This window comes from Candidatus Thiopontia autotrophica, from assembly GCA_014384675.1.
Taxonomy (GTDB): Bacteria; Pseudomonadota; Gammaproteobacteria.
In genome coordinates, this window is sequence record JACNFK010000026.1 from 1 (window position 1) to 16,155 (window position 16,155).

General features: G+C 49.0%; 17 protein-coding genes. 11 read left to right on the top strand and 6 right to left on the bottom strand.

Features of this window, described 5'->3' with window-relative positions; translation table 11 throughout:
* Positions 1-11: 11 nt before the first annotated feature.
* From H8D24_04680 to H8D24_04695, 4 genes are all read right to left on the bottom strand, one after another.
* Complete coding sequence (locus H8D24_04680; GenBank protein ID MBC8519687.1) at positions 12-1,250, bottom strand: tyrosine-type recombinase/integrase; 1,239 nt, start codon at positions 1,248-1,250, stop codon at positions 12-14.
* A 227-nt stretch (positions 1,251-1,477) separates the two neighbouring features.
* Positions 1,478-3,127: a chaperonin GroEL gene (gene groL, locus H8D24_04685; GenBank protein MBC8519688.1), complete on the bottom strand. Its 1,650-nt coding sequence runs from the start codon at positions 3,125-3,127 to the stop codon at positions 1,478-1,480.
* 15 nt (positions 3,128-3,142) lie between these two features.
* Positions 3,143-3,433, bottom strand: coding sequence for a co-chaperone GroES (gene groES, locus H8D24_04690; protein MBC8519689.1), 291 nt, complete (start codon positions 3,431-3,433; stop codon positions 3,143-3,145).
* A 166-nt stretch (positions 3,434-3,599) separates the two neighbouring features.
* A complete protein-coding gene (locus H8D24_04695; GenBank protein ID MBC8519690.1) occupies positions 3,600-4,061 on the bottom strand; it encodes an FxsA family protein in 462 nt (153 codons plus the stop codon).
* A 35-nt stretch (positions 4,062-4,096) separates the two neighbouring features.
* Between H8D24_04695 and H8D24_04700 the strand changes: the two genes are divergently transcribed.
* The 11 genes from H8D24_04700 (at position 4,097) to purD (ending at position 14,515) form a co-directional block, all read left to right on the top strand.
* The gene (locus H8D24_04700) at positions 4,097-4,426 is read left to right on the top strand and encodes a divalent-cation tolerance protein CutA (protein ID MBC8519691.1); all 330 of its coding nucleotides are present in this window, start codon (positions 4,097-4,099) and stop codon (positions 4,424-4,426) included.
* Positions 4,427-4,446: 20 nt separating this feature from the next.
* Positions 4,447-6,312, top strand: coding sequence for a protein-disulfide reductase DsbD (locus H8D24_04705; GenBank protein MBC8519692.1), 1,866 nt, complete (start codon positions 4,447-4,449; stop codon positions 6,310-6,312).
* Positions 6,313-6,314: 2 nt separating this feature from the next.
* Positions 6,315-6,863: a TlpA family protein disulfide reductase gene (locus H8D24_04710; protein ID MBC8519693.1), complete on the top strand. Its 549-nt coding sequence runs from the start codon at positions 6,315-6,317 to the stop codon at positions 6,861-6,863.
* A 135-nt stretch (positions 6,864-6,998) separates the two neighbouring features.
* On the top strand, positions 6,999-7,448 hold the full coding sequence (gene aroQ, locus H8D24_04715; protein ID MBC8519694.1) for a type II 3-dehydroquinate dehydratase: 450 nt from the start codon (positions 6,999-7,001) through the stop codon (positions 7,446-7,448).
* A 25-nt stretch (positions 7,449-7,473) separates the two neighbouring features.
* Positions 7,474-7,923, top strand: a complete 450-nt coding sequence (locus H8D24_04720; GenBank protein MBC8519695.1) for an acetyl-CoA carboxylase biotin carboxyl carrier protein — start codon at positions 7,474-7,476, stop codon at positions 7,921-7,923.
* Between the two features lie 57 nt (positions 7,924-7,980).
* A complete protein-coding gene (gene accC, locus H8D24_04725) occupies positions 7,981-9,321 on the top strand; it encodes an acetyl-CoA carboxylase biotin carboxylase subunit (GenBank protein ID MBC8519696.1) in 1,341 nt (446 codons plus the stop codon).
* A 56-nt stretch (positions 9,322-9,377) separates the two neighbouring features.
* Positions 9,378-10,262, top strand: coding sequence for a 50S ribosomal protein L11 methyltransferase (gene prmA, locus H8D24_04730; GenBank protein MBC8519697.1), 885 nt, complete (start codon positions 9,378-9,380; stop codon positions 10,260-10,262).
* A gap of 83 nt (positions 10,263-10,345) precedes the next feature.
* The gene (gene dusB / locus H8D24_04735; GenBank protein ID MBC8519698.1) at positions 10,346-11,344 is read left to right on the top strand and encodes a tRNA dihydrouridine synthase DusB; all 999 of its coding nucleotides are present in this window, start codon (positions 10,346-10,348) and stop codon (positions 11,342-11,344) included.
* Complete coding sequence (locus H8D24_04740; protein MBC8519699.1) at positions 11,341-11,601, top strand: Fis family transcriptional regulator; 261 nt, start codon at positions 11,341-11,343, stop codon at positions 11,599-11,601. Before dusB ends, H8D24_04740 begins: the two co-directional genes overlap by 4 nt.
* 39 nt (positions 11,602-11,640) lie before the next feature.
* Complete coding sequence (gene purH / locus H8D24_04745) at positions 11,641-13,197, top strand: bifunctional phosphoribosylaminoimidazolecarboxamide formyltransferase/IMP cyclohydrolase (protein MBC8519700.1); 1,557 nt, start codon at positions 11,641-11,643, stop codon at positions 13,195-13,197.
* Between the two features lie 25 nt (positions 13,198-13,222).
* Positions 13,223-14,515, top strand: a complete 1,293-nt coding sequence (gene purD / locus H8D24_04750; protein ID MBC8519701.1) for a phosphoribosylamine--glycine ligase — start codon at positions 13,223-13,225, stop codon at positions 14,513-14,515.
* Here purD and H8D24_04755 read toward each other — a convergent pair.
* Positions 14,479-15,723 carry an MFS transporter gene (locus H8D24_04755; GenBank protein MBC8519702.1) on the bottom strand — a complete coding sequence of 415 codons (1,245 nt, stop codon included), beginning with the start codon at positions 15,721-15,723 and terminating at the stop codon, positions 14,479-14,481. The genes purD and H8D24_04755 overlap by 37 nt on opposite strands.
* A gap of 118 nt (positions 15,724-15,841) precedes the next feature.
* A complete protein-coding gene (locus tag H8D24_04760) occupies positions 15,842-16,027 on the bottom strand; it encodes a hypothetical protein (protein MBC8519703.1) in 186 nt (61 codons plus the stop codon).
* Between the last annotated feature and the right edge of the window lie 128 nt (positions 16,028-16,155).

The window sequence follows — 16,155 nt, forward strand, 5'->3', positions numbered from 1 at the left end:
CCGTGTAACCTTCAAGTCCTCTTCTGCGCCTTCGCTCCTATTGACACCACATCAGCACCATCACGCACCGCTTCGAGATAATCAGCCCAACTCTGCATCATTCTGGTTCTCTCAGTTAGATAGATCGACCGGTTATAGGCTCTAGATGTGGCTGTGCCAGTTAGGTGAGCCAACTGAGCTTCGATGACCTCTGGTTGCCAGCCCTGCTCATGCAGGATAGTTGATGCCGTGGCTCTGAACCCATGAGCTGACATCACATCAGCAGCATAGCCAAGATTTCTCAGCAGGTTGGTCATGACGTTTTTAGATAGTGGCTTCCCAGAATCTCGCTCATTTGGGAATACATACGATGAATAACCTGTTATCTCTCGAATTGACTGTAAATGCGTTATAACCTGACACGCTAAAGGAACAAGATGCTCTCTTCCTCGTTTCATATCTTCAGCAGGAATGATGAGTAAGTTCTGGTTAAAGTCGATGTAATCCCACCGGAGGTTTCTAATTTCTCCGGGTCTCAGGAATAATCTTGGAATGAGCTTCAGAGCCTCAGCAGTGCAGTAGCTACCCAAGCCTGAATTATCGATATCCCGGATCAATTGACCTAAATCTTTGGATCGAGTAATTGCCGCACGATGCTCAACCTTCGGCATAGGTTTAAGAATATCACTAAGGGGTAAGCCCTGAGCTGGGTTATTACGTGTAAACCGGTGAGCCAGAGCATATCCGAAGATACGGTTGATCACAGAGAGAATCACGGGCGCTTTACGTGGATGACCGGAAGCTTCAATTGACAGCATAACTTCAGTGATATGCCCCTGATCAATCGCATCCACCGATAAATTACCGATAGACTTCAACTCAACTTCAATCCATCGCTTTACCTTTTTGGCATGATCCGATGACCATGAGGATTCTTGCTGATTCCACCAAGCTGTTGCAACGATGCTAAAGCTTCTATCTGACGCATCCGTTTCCCGCTTTCTGGAGCGTCTTTCCTCCGCAGGGTTAACACCTTGTACCAGAAGTGATCGGGCCTCAGCAGCTAACCTTCTTGCTTCAATGAGGGGTATCGTAGGGTACTGACCTAAAGCCAGCTCCTGATACTTACCATTAAACCGGTAACGCATTCTCCACAACTTTGAACCATTGCTTTTTATCAATAAATTCAACCCGTTACCGTCACTTTTCTTAACCTGCTTTTGACCGTCAGGACAGGTTAGCTTCTTTACTTCCAATGCTGTTAATGCCATCTAATCACCTCACTAGGGTACAGATAGGGGTGCAATGAGGGGTATCGGCGCTCTAAAAACTCCTAAATCGGGGCACCTGATTCTGTCGATACCCCTCATTATCCCCTAAATACTCTGCGATTTATTGAGACAGTATAGGACTAAACCAGACTAACAGGCAATAAAAAAGCCCGTAAACACTAGGCTTACGGGCCTTTATGGTACTACTTGGGATTAAAGCTGGTAGCTTACATCATGCCGCCCATTCCTCCCATACCACCCATACCACCACTCATATCCGGCATTGGGGCTGCTGTCTCCTGAGGAATCTCAGCAACCATCGCCTCTGTAGTGATCATCAGACCAGTTACAGATGCTGCGTACTGCAGTGCAGAACGGGTCACCTTGGCTGGATCAAGAATTCCCATCTCGATCATGTCACCATACTCTGCAGTAGCTGCGTTGTAGCCGTAGTTGCCATCGTTGTTTTCGATGTTGTTAACTACAACAGAACCCTCATCACCTGCATTGGCAACAATCTGACGCAGTGGCTCTTCCATGGCACGACGCATGATGTTGATACCAACATCCTGATCATGGTTATCACCAGAGAGATCAGCAATACCTGCACGGGCACGAACCAGAGCAGTTCCACCACCTGGGACCACACCCTCTTCAACTGCAGCACGAGTTGCATGCAATGCATCCTCAACACGCGCCTTCTTCTCCTTCATCTCCACTTCTGTTGCGGCACCAACCTTGATAACAGCAACACCGCCAGCCAACTTGGCAACACGCTCCTGAAGCTTCTCTTTATCATAGTCAGAGGTGGTATTTTCGATCTGCTGACGAACCTGGACAACACGTGCCTCGATCTCTTCAGCACTGCCGGCACCATCAATGATAATGGTATTGTCCTTCTCGACCACAATACGCTTGGCAGTACCAAGATCTTCCAGAGTGGTCTTCTCCAGAGAGAGTCCGACCTCCTCAGAGATAACCTGACCACCAGTCAGAATCGCTATATCCTGCAGCATGGCCTTGCGGCGATCCCCAAAACCAGGGGCCTTGACTGCAGCTACCTTGACGATTCCACGCATGGAGTTTACAACCAGAGTTGCCAGTGCCTCACCCTCGATATCCTCGGCAATAATTAGCAGAGGACGGCTTGCCTTGGCAACACCCTCCAGGATCTGCAGCAGGTCACGGATATTGGAGATCTTCTTGTCAAACAGAAGGATAAATGGATCCTCCAGCTCGGCAGTCATGTTCTGTTGGTTATTTACAAAGTAGGGGGAGAGATAACCGCGATCAAACTGCATACCCTCAACAACATCCAGCTCATTCTCAAGGGACTTGCCCTCCTCAACGGTGATTACACCCTCTTTGCCGACCTTCTCCATTGCGTCCGCAATGATGGTACCAATTGACTCATCGGAATTTGCAGAGATACTACCGACCTGGGCAATCGCACCGGTGTCAGTACATGGGGTTGAGATCCCCTTGATCTGTTTAACTGCAGCTATAACCGCCTTGTCGATTCCACGCTTGAGGTCCATTGGGTTCATGCCCGCTGCTACCGCCTTCATACCCTCACGCATGATTGCCTGAGCCAGTACAGTTGCTGTTGTAGTTCCATCACCAGCAACATCAGATGTCTGAGAGGCAACCTCTTTTACCATCTGCGCACCCATATTCTCGTACTTGTTCTCCAGCTCGATCTCTTTGGCTACAGAGACGCCATCCTTGGTAATGGTTGGGGCACCAAATGCCTTGTCCAGAACCACATTACGACCTTTAGGGCCAAGGGTTACCTTTACCGCGTTGGCCAGAGTATTGACGCCGGCCAGCATCAGATGACGCGCGTCATCACCAAACTTTACTTCTTTTGCGCTCATAATTATTTTCCTTCCTTATCCTTCGATGACAGCCATGATGTCGCTTTCATTCATGACTAGCAGCTCTTCACCGTCCACCTTAATCTCGGTTCCAGCAAATTTACCGAACAGAACAGTGTCACCAACCTTCACATCCATCTCCTGGCGTGAACCGTTATCAGCGACCTTGCCATTACCGGCAGCAACAATCTCGCCACGGCTTGGTTTCTCGGTTGCTGAATCAGGAATAACAATACCGCCGGCGGACATCCGCTCCTCTTCCATGCGGCGAACAACTACACGATCGTGCAGGGGACGCAAATTCATAATGGTCTCTCCTTAATATTATGATTAATCTTAAAATCTGACTCGGGCAGAGAGGAAATCACAATTAGCACTCTCGCCCAAGGAGTGCTAATAATATGGACGGTTATTGTGAAGTCAAGGGAAGATGCTGAAAATAATAACTAATACCCCAATAAAGAGCTTGCAGCTATTTCAGCCAGGGGTCATCCTTTTGGTGGAATTCACCATCGATAGTCACCCCATCTTCTCGCTCTCTAGACGAGTCTGTAGAGCGATACTGGAAATTAACACTGCTTGAGCGGGCAAGAAAACCTCGTATCAACATCCTTCTGGTCGCAGGAACCAGCCCAAGAAAACCAATAAAATCAGTTACAAACCCGGGAGTAAGCAACAGGGCCCCGCTTATCAGAAGTGCTGCGCCCTCCAATAACTGAAGTGCCGGTATCTCTCCACTAGCCATACTCCTCTGCGCATCCATCATGGTGGAGAGTCCTTGTGCCCTCAATAGAGTCACTCCAACAATTGCCGTTGCCACTACCAATATAATGGTTGGAAAGGCTCCAATCACTGCACCCACCTGCATCAACAGATAAATTTCAACCAGCGGAACCAGTATAAAGAGGGCGAAGAGCAGTCGAAAGGGATTCATATCGCGCCTATTGTACTGTATTCTCTGCTCTTATTGTGGCAACACCGAAAGATACAATTGTAATTCTGACAACCTGTCCCAATCGGGCAACAGCGGAATCAATTGCCCGTTTATTGGTCGAACGTAGATATGCCGCCTGTGTAAATCTGATTGATGCTGTCCAGTCAGTATATCGGTGGAAAGATGAAATAGAGAGTGATGAGGAGACTCTACTTATTATAAAAACAACGAAAACGCGATACGCAGATATTGAGAGCACCATCCAGAGTAACCACCCCTACGATACCCCAGAGGTGATTGCACTGGATATTGTGAGCGGAGCCAACTCATATCTCTCATGGGTCGCACAATCTACCGAAGAATAGAGGCAAAATATAATAACGTCATGAAATTGAAAGAGAATATCTGGACTTTACTGTTCACTATACTGATCTTGCTGGGGGCTATATCCCCCACATTGGCAGAACAATCATCACTACAGCAGCTCGGCGGATTGATGGACTCACTGGGCTTAGGCGCTGAGAGTGACGACCCCCTCCATCCCGACAAGGCTTTTGCCTTCTCCAGTGAGGACCCAGAGGAGGAGTCAATCCGGCTGGATTGGCAGATTGCAGACGAACACTACCTCTATCGCAACAAGTTCAAGTTCAAACTACTAGATGAGAAAAATCTCTCAATTGGTACCCCCGACCTCCCTGCGGGAGATATGAAAGAGGATCAGTTCTTTGGCACCCTAGAGGTTTACCATGGTAACCAATCAATCAATCTCCCCCTCAGGCGTACCAGCAACGATGCCGCCAGTGGCACCCTGAGAGTAATGTATCAGGGGTGTGCCGAACGGGGGATATGCTACCCACCAATCAGCAAAAAAGTCTCTATCAGCCTGCCTGCAGTTATTGCCTCTGCCTCCGCCGCAGAGGAGAGTGTTGCCCCACTGGCAGAGCAGGATCAGATTGCAGCATCCCTGGGGAATGGGAACATGTTACTCACCCTTCTAAGCTTTTTTGGGTTTGGATTGTTACTGGCATTTACCCCTTGCATCTTCCCGATGATCCCCATTCTCTCTGGCATTATTGTAGGCCAGGGTGAGAGCATAACTACCCGCAGAGCATTCACCATGTCGTTGGTATATGTACTGGCAATGGCTCTTACCTACACTTTTGCTGGAGTGATGGCTGGACTGTTTGGGGAAAACCTGCAGGCTGCTTTCCAGAATCCGTGGATACTTGGAACATTCAGCTTTGTTTTTGTCATTCTGGCACTCTCCATGTTTGGCTTCTATGATTTACAGATGCCATCGAGCATTCAAGGAAAGCTGGCATCAGCAAGCAATCGACAAAAAGGTGGATCATTGACCGGGGTTGCAGTTATGGGGCTACTTTCTGCCCTGATTGTTGGGCCCTGTGTGGCTGCACCACTGGCTGGAGCGCTGATCTATATTGGACAGACCGGAGATGCTCTGCTGGGCGGAATGGCTCTGTTTGCACTAAGCATCGGCATGGGTATGCCGTTACTGGCAATCGGCACCTCAGCTGGCAAACTGCTCCCTCACGCCGGAGGGTGGATGGATGCAGTCAAATCAATATTTGGGGTATTGCTACTTGCTGTTGCCGTATGGATGCTGGAAAGAATCATTCCTCCATCAGTAACCATGGTACTTTGGGCGGCATTACTAATTGTCCCTGCAATTTACATGGGTGCGCTAGAACCGCTTCCATCCCCCAGCAGCGGCTGGAAGAAGCTATGGAAAGGGTCTGGCTTGCTGATGCTGGTTTACGGAGTCATGCTAATGATTGGGGCAGGCTCAGGCAGTGGCGATCCATTCCAGCCACTTAAAAACATCAACGTAGGCGGATCTGGCTCGGCGATAGCTCAACAAGAGCATCTCTCTTTTCAGCAGATCAAGGGGATTGATGGTCTTGAGAAGGCTCTGGCCAGGGCAACCAGTAACAACCAGCCTGTTTTTCTGGACTTCTATGCTGACTGGTGCATCTCATGCAAAGAGTTTGAATCTCTGACTTTCTCTGATCCAGATGTTCAACAGGCGCTCTCCTCAGCAATGCTACTGCAGGCAGACGTTACCCCCAATGATGAACAGGATCAGGCCCTGATGAAAAAACTGGGAATTTTTGGCCCACCCGCACTCATCTTCTTTAACCGGAATGGCAACGAGGTCACCTCTGCCCGCCTAGTGCAGTTTATGGACGCAAAACCATTTGCAGAACATGTGCGCAAGGCCTTGAAACAATAGATATGAACAAGAGAACAGTACTCATTCTGGCATTGATCGCCCTGTTGGCAGGCGGCTCCGTCAGCTACTACCTGAACTCTACTGCAACCCCCCTGAATGTGGCTCCATCTGAGGCCATCACCAAGTCGGACAATACGAATCCTCTTGATATTGCTCTACTCGATCTTGATGGCAGGCCCCATAAAATGAATGAGTGGAGTGGCCAGGTAGTGGTGATTAATTTTTGGGCCACCTGGTGCCCCCCATGCAGACGTGAGATCCCGACAATCATTGCGCTACAAGATGAGCTCAAGGAGAAAGGGGTGCAATTTGTTGGAGTTGCTGTTGACTCCACCAAAAGGGTTAAACAATACGTAAAGGAGCACAATATCAATAATTACCCTACCATGCAGGGTGAGAGCACAGGTCTGGACTTCTCAATCGCACTTGGAAACCGACGATCCATCCTCCCCTACACTGTCATTGTGAACCGTAGCGGAGAGATTGTTGCTCGCCATACCGGGGAGGCCACAAGAGAACAGTTACTCAATCAGATCAACCCATTATTGTAGCCATCATCCCAATTCTTGATGCGATCTAGCCAAACTTTGCGCCGATCATCAAGAAAACGTGGACATTAGCCGTTAACCGGTCCACAATAGAAACACTTTAATATAATTTATGGATCAACTCATATATATTCTGACATGTCTACGATACTTGTTCTAAATGGTCCAAACCTTAATCTTCTTGGCACCCGTGAGCCCGGACACTATGGTGACGATACCCTTGAAGCCATTATCGAACGACTAGATTCAGAGGCCCACAATGCCGGACACCAGCTCCAGGATCTTCAGAGCAACTCTGAACAGGAGCTTATCGAGCGAATTCATCAGGCCAGCCAGGAAGATGTTGGTTTCATCCTGATCAATCCTGCAGCATTCACCCACTCAAGCGTTGCCCTGCGTGATGCTCTGCTTGGAGTGGATATTCCATTTATTGAGATTCACCTCTCAAACACTCATGCACGTGAATCGTTCCGGCATAACTCATATTTTTCCGATATTGCTCAAGGCATCATTATTGGGCTAGGGGCACAGGGATACACGCTTGCTCTACAGGCTGCCATTCAACACCTTGATCAGGCGGCACATTAACAGATAACCACCAAGGACTACCATTATGGATATTCGAAAGGTAAAAAAACTTATTGAGCTACTGGAGGAGTCCGGTATTGCAGAGATAGAAATTCAAGAGGGAGAGGAGTCTGTACGCATCAGTCGATATGGACAAGGAGCTGTTGCAGCTCCAGCAATGGCTGCGCCAGTGGCTGTATCTGAGTTACCTGTAGCAGCCCCGGAAAGTGCTTCTGAACCTGCCGCTGCACCAAGTTTCTCTGGGCATGAGGTCAAATCGCCAATGGTCGGCACCTTCTACCGCTCTGCCTCACCTGGGGCAAAACCATTTGTCGAGATAGGTGACAGCGTCTCTGCTGGTGACACTATCTGCATTATCGAGGCAATGAAAATCCTCAACGAGATCGAGGCCGACAAGTCTGGCACCATAAAAGCCGTACTTGCAGAAAATGCCGAGGCAATTGAGTTTGAACAACCTCTCTTTGTTATCGAATAAACCCTCAGAAATATAATCTCCAAGCCCCACACAGGGTTAGCGAAAGGGACCACAAAAATGCTGGATAAAATTGTTATTGCCAACCGTGGCGAGATTGCTCTCAGAATTCTGCGTGCCTGCAAAGAACTTGGAATCAAGACAGTTGCAGTACACTCTACGGCTGACCACACCCAGAAACATGTACGCCTGGCAGACGAGTCTGTCTGTATTGGACCACCATCTTCTCTCGATAGTTACCTAAACATCCCTGCAATTATCAGTGCTGCAGAGGTGACAGATGCCATGGGTATCCACCCTGGGTACGGTTTTCTATCAGAAAATGCAGATTTTGCAGAGAGGGTTGAGCGTAGTGGATTCCGCTTTATCGGCCCGAAAGCCGATACTATCCGGATGATGGGAGACAAGGTTGAGGCAATCAAGGCCATGAAGAGCTCGGGGGTACCGACTGTTCCTGGATCTGACGGCCCTCTGGGTGATGACGATGCTATCAACCTCGCTCATGGCAAGAAAATTGGTTACCCAGTGATAATCAAGGCGGCGGGTGGTGGTGGTGGCAGAGGAATGCGTGTTGTACACAGTGAGGCCACTCTACTGCAATCTATTACCATGACCAAAACGGAGGCGGCAACTGCCTTCAACAATGATGTTGTCTACATGGAGAAGTTTCTGGAAAACCCTCGCCACGTAGAGATTCAGATACTGGCAGATGACCATGGCAACGCCATCCATCTGGCCGAAAGGGACTGCTCAATGCAGCGCCGCCACCAGAAGGTGGTAGAAGAGGCGCCAGCACCCGGCATCACCGAAGAGCTGCGCGCACAAATTGGTGAGCGCTGCGCCAAAGCCTGTCAGGAGATTGGCTATACAGGCGCCGGAACTTTCGAATTCCTCTATGAGAATGGAGAGTTCTACTTTATTGAGATGAATACTCGTGTACAGGTTGAACATCCGGTTACAGAGATGATTACCGGCGTTGACATAGTCCGTGAACAGCTACGTATAGCATCTGGCGAACCCCTAAGTTACACACAGGATGAGATAAAGGTAAATGGACACGCGATCGAGTGTCGAATAAATGCAGAGGACGCACACACCTTTCTCCCTTCACCAGGAGAAGTCACTACTTATCACGCTCCCGGAGGCATTGGGGTACGAGTGGATTCACACCTCTATACCGGATACCACGTCCCTCCTCACTATGATTCGATGATCGGCAAGTTGATCACTTACGGTGAAAACAGGGACACCGCAATAGCTCGCATGCGCACAGCACTTGATGAGATGGTAATTGGTGGAATTCGTAACAATATAGATCTCCATCGTGACATCATAAGGGATGCAAACTTCATCGCTGGTGGGGCAAACATCCACTATCTGGAAAAGAAGCTGGATCTATAGCCAGGAGAGCCCTTCTCCCAAACTCCATCCCATTAAGCTTTTTCAGAGCCCACTAATTGTCTTGGTTCCAGACCAGAGTCACCAGCAACAGAGATAGCGCAGAGTCACTATCAAACCTGCTATCAGAACTTGGGGCAGCTTCTGTAACCTTTGAGGACGCAGAAGATCAACCTCTACTTGAACCAGCGCCAGGCGAAACGCCTCTCTGGAATAGAATTGATGTAGTTGGCCTGTTTGATGCAGAGATAAATCGTGACCTTGTCTCGATCGCACTATCCCAACAGATAACCGAAGAGCAGTTATCCACTCTAACCATCTCCGATCTGGAAGAGCAGAACTGGGTGCGTGCCTGGATGGATGATTTTCACCCCATGAGGTTTGGAGAGAACCTGTGGATTGTCCCATCCTGGAGTGACCCAGTTGACAGTGATGCAGTCAATATTTTACTGGATCCCGGGCTTGCCTTTGGTACCGGCACCCACCCTACCACCGCGCTCTGCATGGAGTGGCTCGACACCAACCCCCCAAATGGAGCAACGGTCATTGATTACGGTTGCGGCTCCGGCATTCTTGCCATTGCCGCAGCAAAACTTGGAGCTTCATCTGTTCACTGCGTTGACAACGATCCACAGGCACTGACAGCCACTCTGGATAATAGCGAAAAAAATGGGGTTACAGCAATGATCTCCACCTATCTGCCAGATCAGTTCCCCCAGGAACAACAGGCAGATCTGCTAATTGCCAATATCCTGGCTGGGCCACTGATTGAACTTGCCCCCAAACTGGCAGCCCACGTAGCCCCCGGTGGCAATATTATTCTCTCTGGTATTCTTCATAATCAGGCAGATGAGGTGATCTCCGCCTACGTCCCATGGTTTGATATGAATCCACCTGCTTTCCAACAGGAGTGGGTCAGGATTGAGGGGCAGAAAAAGGGGTAACAACCCACATCACCCTCGACTGAAAGATAAAACGGGAGTATCATCTGCCTCCTTTTTAAGCACATCCTACACTCTTTTGTACCATGCAGATCGGTCCATACAAACTGAAAAACAATCTTGTTCTTGCTCCGATGGCAGGCGTGACTGATCGTCCATTCCGTCAACTCTGCCGCCAGCTTGGAGCCGGTATGGCAGTCTCCGAGATGGTCTCTTCCAACTCATTATTGTGGGGTAGTGAGAAGACAAAACGTCGTGCAGATCACTCTGGGGAGGATGAGCCACGCTCTGTACAGATCATGGGGGCAGACCCACAAATGATGGCTGAGGCCGCTAAATACAATGCAGACAGTGGCGCCCAAATCATAGATATCAACATGGGATGTCCAGCAAAAAAGATCTGCAATGTCGCCGCCGGATCTGCTCTTATGAAGGATGAGAGATTGGTGGGAAAGATTTTGGAGGCGGTGGTTCAGGCTGTTGATATACCGGTAACACTGAAGATCCGCACTGGATGGGACCATGACAGTCGCAACGGAGTGCAAATTGCTAGCATTGCTGAAAATGCCGGCATTCAGGCTCTTGCTGTACATGGCAGAACCCGTGCTGACGGTTATAGAGGTGATGCTGAATATGGGACCATAGCAACCATCAAACAGACTATTGAGATACCCGTTATTGCAAACGGTGATATCACCTCACCGCAAAAAGCGGCTGAAGTATTAGACAAAACCGGAGCCGACGGCCTGATGATTGGGAGAGCTGCCCAGGGCAAGCCATGGATTTTTCGCTCCATCCTCCATTACCTGGAATCTGGTGAAACACTCCCTGAGCCGGAAAATGAAGAGATTCGTGACCTGCTGCTTGGCCATCTCAATAATCTATATGAATTTTATGGGGAGCGTACCGGGGTTCGGGTTGCCCGCAAACATATCTCCTGGTACAGCAAGGGACAGCGCCATGGCGCCTCATTCAGACAGCGGGTAAATCGAGTTGAGACCACTGAAGAGCAGCTGCGCATGACATATAATTTTTTTGAGGAGATTATCCGGTTTGACAAAACAGAGAAGGAGATTGCCGCGTGAGTAGCGTCAACGACAAGTGTGCCTCTTTTCGTGCCTGTATACGTGGAAATCTGGAAGAGTTCTTTGGCAAGCTTGGCGGGAGTGAGCCAACAGATCTATATCAGCGCATCCTTGATCAGATGGAGCAACCACTGTTGGAGCTTACTCTCAAACAGTGTGATGGCAACCAGTCCAGGGCAGCTAAAATGCTGGGGATTAACCGCAACACCCTAAAGAAAAAAATTGTGCAGCATGACATCAAGAGTAGTGGCAAATAACCGCGCCGCATCTTTTCTTAAACATCAAGGATAGAAGTAATGAAAATTAATCGTGCACTAATCAGTGTCTCCGACAAAACCGGAATTGTAGAGTTTGCCCAACAGCTAAGTCAGCACGGCATTGAGATTCTCTCTACTGGCGGAACAGCAAAACTACTCTCTGAAAACAGCATCAAGGTTACGGAGGTTTCAGACTACACAGGCTTTCCGGAGATGATGGACGGACGAGTCAAGACCCTGCATCCAAAAGTGCATGGTGGCCTGCTTGGACGTCGCGGAGTTGATGATGAGATCATGGCACAACATAAGATCCCGCCCATCGACATGGTTGTGGTTAATCTATACCCATTTGAACAGACGGTTGCCAACCCTGATTGTGATCTGGCAACTGCCATTGAGAATATCGATATTGGTGGCCCCACAATGCTCCGTGCAGCAGCCAAAAACAGTGCTGCTGTCACCGTTATTGTGGATGCTGACGACTACGATAGAGTCCTGCAAGAGATGAACAGTAGTGGCGGCACCGTCAGTGATGCAACCCGCTTTGATCTTGCGGTAAAAACATATGAACATACAGCGCACTATGACGGCGCCATTGCCAACTATCTTGGAAAAATCGGCAGTGATGGTGAAACATCCAATTTTCCACGTACCTTTAACAGTCAGTACATCAAAACCCAAGAGATGCGTTATGGTGAGAATCCTCACCAAAAGGCTGCCTTCTTTGTTGAGGCCAATGCTGCTGAGGGCTCAATTTCCACCGCTAAACAGATCCAGGGCAAAGAGCTCTCCTACAATAATATTGGGGACACCGATGCCGCTCTGGAGTGTGTCAAACAGTTTGACGAGTCACCTGCATGCGTAATCGTAAAACATGCCAACCCCTGCGGGGTTGCCTATGGCGAAAACCTGTTAGAGGCTTACGATCGCGCCTATGCAACAGACCCAGAGTCTGCCTTCGGGGGAATTATCGCCTTCAATCAACCTCTGGATGCGGAAGCTGCCAGAGCAATTATTGACCGTCAGTTTGTTGAGGTAATTATTGCCCCTGCAGTCTCTGATGAGGCTGTCGCAGTGGTAAGCGAGAAAAAGAATGTCCGTCTACTGATCTCCGGATCATGGGCCGATGAGCAGCAGCGACTTGATATGAAGCGGGTAAATGGCGGTCTATTGGTACAGGATGCAGATCTACTTCTTACCAATGAGGTAACGATTGCAACCAAACGCACTCCTACAGAACAGGAGATGAATGATCTTCTATTCAGCTGGAAGGTAGCCAAATTTGTTAAATCCAACGCTATTGTTTACGGCAAGAACAACATGACCATTGGTGTTGGAGCGGGTCAAATGAGCCGCATCAACTCTGCCCGTATTGCAGGAATCAAGGCTGAACATGCCGGTCTTGAGGTACCTGGATCTGTAATGGCATCTGATGCATTTTTCCCATTCAGAGATGGCATTGACGCAGCCAACGTAGCCGGGATTACTGCAGTCATTCAGCCCGGTGGGTCAATGCGTGATGATGAAGTTATTGCAGCAGCAGATGAGCATGGTATGGCGATGGTGTTTACCGGCATGCGTCACTTTAGACACTAAACAACCATAAAAGGTACTACAAAAAATGAAAGTATTGGTAATTGGAAGTGGTGGCCGTGAACATGCACTGGCCTGGAAGGCTGCTCAGAACCCAGAGGTTAAAGCTGTATATGTGGCTCCTGGAAATGCAGGTACCGCGCTTGAGAACAAGATAGAGAATGTTGCAATCGGTTCAGATGATATTGATGAACTGATTGCATTTGCCCAGAGAGAGTCCATAGACCTCACCATTGTAGGTCCGGAAGCGCCACTGGTACTCGGCGCAGTAGATCAATTCCAGGAACAGGGGTTGCGCTGCTTTGGGCCAAACAGAGGGGCTGCTCAATTAGAGGGGTCAAAATCATTTACCAAAGATTTCCTTGCTCGTCACAATATTCCTACGGCCGCCTATGGCAACTTTACTGATCTTGATGAGGCCCTGGAGTATCTACACAAGGTTGGTGCCCCTATTGTTATCAAGGCTGACGGTCTGGCTGCTGGCAAAGGGGTTATCCTGGCACAGACTGTTGAAGAGGCTGAGGCTGCTGTACGTGACATGTTGGCTGGAAATGCCTTTGGTGATGCCGGTCACAAGGTGGTAATTGAGGAGTTTCTATCTGGTGAAGAGGCAAGTTTTATTGTTATTGCCGACGGCAAGAATATTTTGCCAATGGCTACATCACAGGACCACAAGGCTCGAGACAATGGTGACAAGGGGCCGAACACTGGCGGCATGGGCGCCTACTCACCTGCACCTGTTGTTACCCAGGAGATATATGAGCGCGTTATGAAACAGGTCATTATCCCAACTGTTGAGGGAATGGCTGCAGAGGGCAACCCCTTTACCGGTTTTCTCTATGCCGGCCTGATGATTGATGAGGATGGCAACTCCAAGGTTCTGGAGTACAACGTCCGCTTTGGCGACCCCGAGACTCAACCAATCATGATGCGACTACAGTCCGATCTGGTATCGCTGTGCAATGCTGCCATTGACCATAAGCTTGATGAAATTGAGATGAAATGGGACCCTCGCCCATCTCTTGGGGTTGTGTTAGCCGCAGGAGGATATCCTGAAAACTACGAAAAAGGGGATTCAATTTCTGGCCTCCCCAAAGAGTCATTAAACGATCAGAAAGTATTCCACGCCGGTACCACTGAAAAAAATGGTGATATTGTGACAGCTGGTGGTCGCGTACTCTGTGCCTGTGCTCTTGGTGACAGCGTATCTGATGCTCAACAGAAGGCCTACTCTCTTGCCAGTCAGATTAAGTGGAACGGCATCTACTATCGAACTGACATTGGCTACCGTGCTATTGCACGTGAACTGCCGAACCAGTAACGCAGAGAGCCGCCCCCGCCCAATATGGCAAACATGGTAACAGCCATCTGAATTCCAACAACCTCGGCCAATACCCCTGCAGCAAGGCTGCCGATGGGTGCCATGCCCACAAATATTACGGAAAACAGAGACATTACCCTGCCCCTAAGGTGATCCTCTACTGCAACCTGAATCTGTGCATTGGTTGTTGCGATCACAGTTGTAACAGAGAATCCTGCCACAATAAGCAGAGGGGTAGCGAGCCATAACAGTTGAGGCCCCAGCAACAGGGCCTGAAAAATATTGCCACTCTGGGCAAATAATATAAGCGCAATTGCGGCCACCACTCCGGAGCGTGCTATTACGGGAGATAATGAAGTATCTCCTGTTCTACGCGCCAGATTAAGCGCCCCAATAACCGACCCAATACCTGCTGAAGAGAGCAAAAGACCGAGCATCTCCGGACCTCCACCAAACTGTCTGTCTGCAAAAACCGGCATCAGGACAATAAATGCTGTTCCCATCATGCTGACCGCTCCAACATGAACCAATGCAGCACGAATTCCAACATGATTCCAGGCGTAGGATACCCCCTCCTTCAACGCATCGAGGTTACCTGCACCTCTGATCTTTCCCGTTGATGTTGCCGGAAGACGCATCGTTAACAAGACAAATAGCAGCACAAAATAACTAATGCCATTTAATGCAAAAAGGTAGCCCTCGCTCCAGCTGAGCAACAATACACCTGCAACTGCAGGCCCTACGAAGCGAGCCATATTAAAGGCCCCGGAATTAAGACCAACGGCATTGGAGAGCTCATCTTTTGAGACCAATTCTGCCAGGAATGATTGACGCACCGGCATATCAATTGCCTGCGCCATCCCAAGAAAGAAGACAATAACCAGGATATGCCACACCTCAACCTGGCCGCTAATGGCCAGATAGGCCAATAGAAACGCCATCACCATGGCAAACCCCTGTGAACCAATCATCAGATGACGTCGTGAAACATGGTCTGCCAGAACCCCACCAAAAAGACCAAACAGTAGAACTGGAAGAAGCAGAGTGAAATTCACCAGACCCAGCATGAAGCTCGACTGGGTCAGACTGTAGACCAACCATGATTGCGCCACATTGGCCATCTGCGTTCCATGAAGAGATATCAACTGCCCGGCAAAATAGCGGCGGTAATTGGGGGTACGCAGAGAGCGAGTCAGATCATTCCACATAAAAAATAAGAAGACCCCCAGAGGAAGGGGGGACCTACGAAAGAAGGAGGAGGTTCTTTTTCGAAGGAAATCCTCTGAGGGTCTAGGCCGCCAATTATATTAGTATTCGCTGAAATAGTCAATCACTATCTCTGTTTTTTTCCTCTGCCATCACCTGATTGAGAGGTAGATCCTCATCTTTCAAAAAGCTGCGCCTTATTCCACAGCACCCCTTCGGGTGGGTATTTATGTACCAGAGAAACAGCCAGATAACGACCATTCCAGTACCAGCCACCACCAGCGCATCAGTTAGCGTTATTTCCATCGATCCCCCCAACCACTAATTATTAGTTTTTTTTATATGATCAACAATCAATCATAGATCCTAGCATATAAGATACGCCTGTTACTACATATAATTACAGGTAAATATCGTCAACTCTCGCCTCTTGT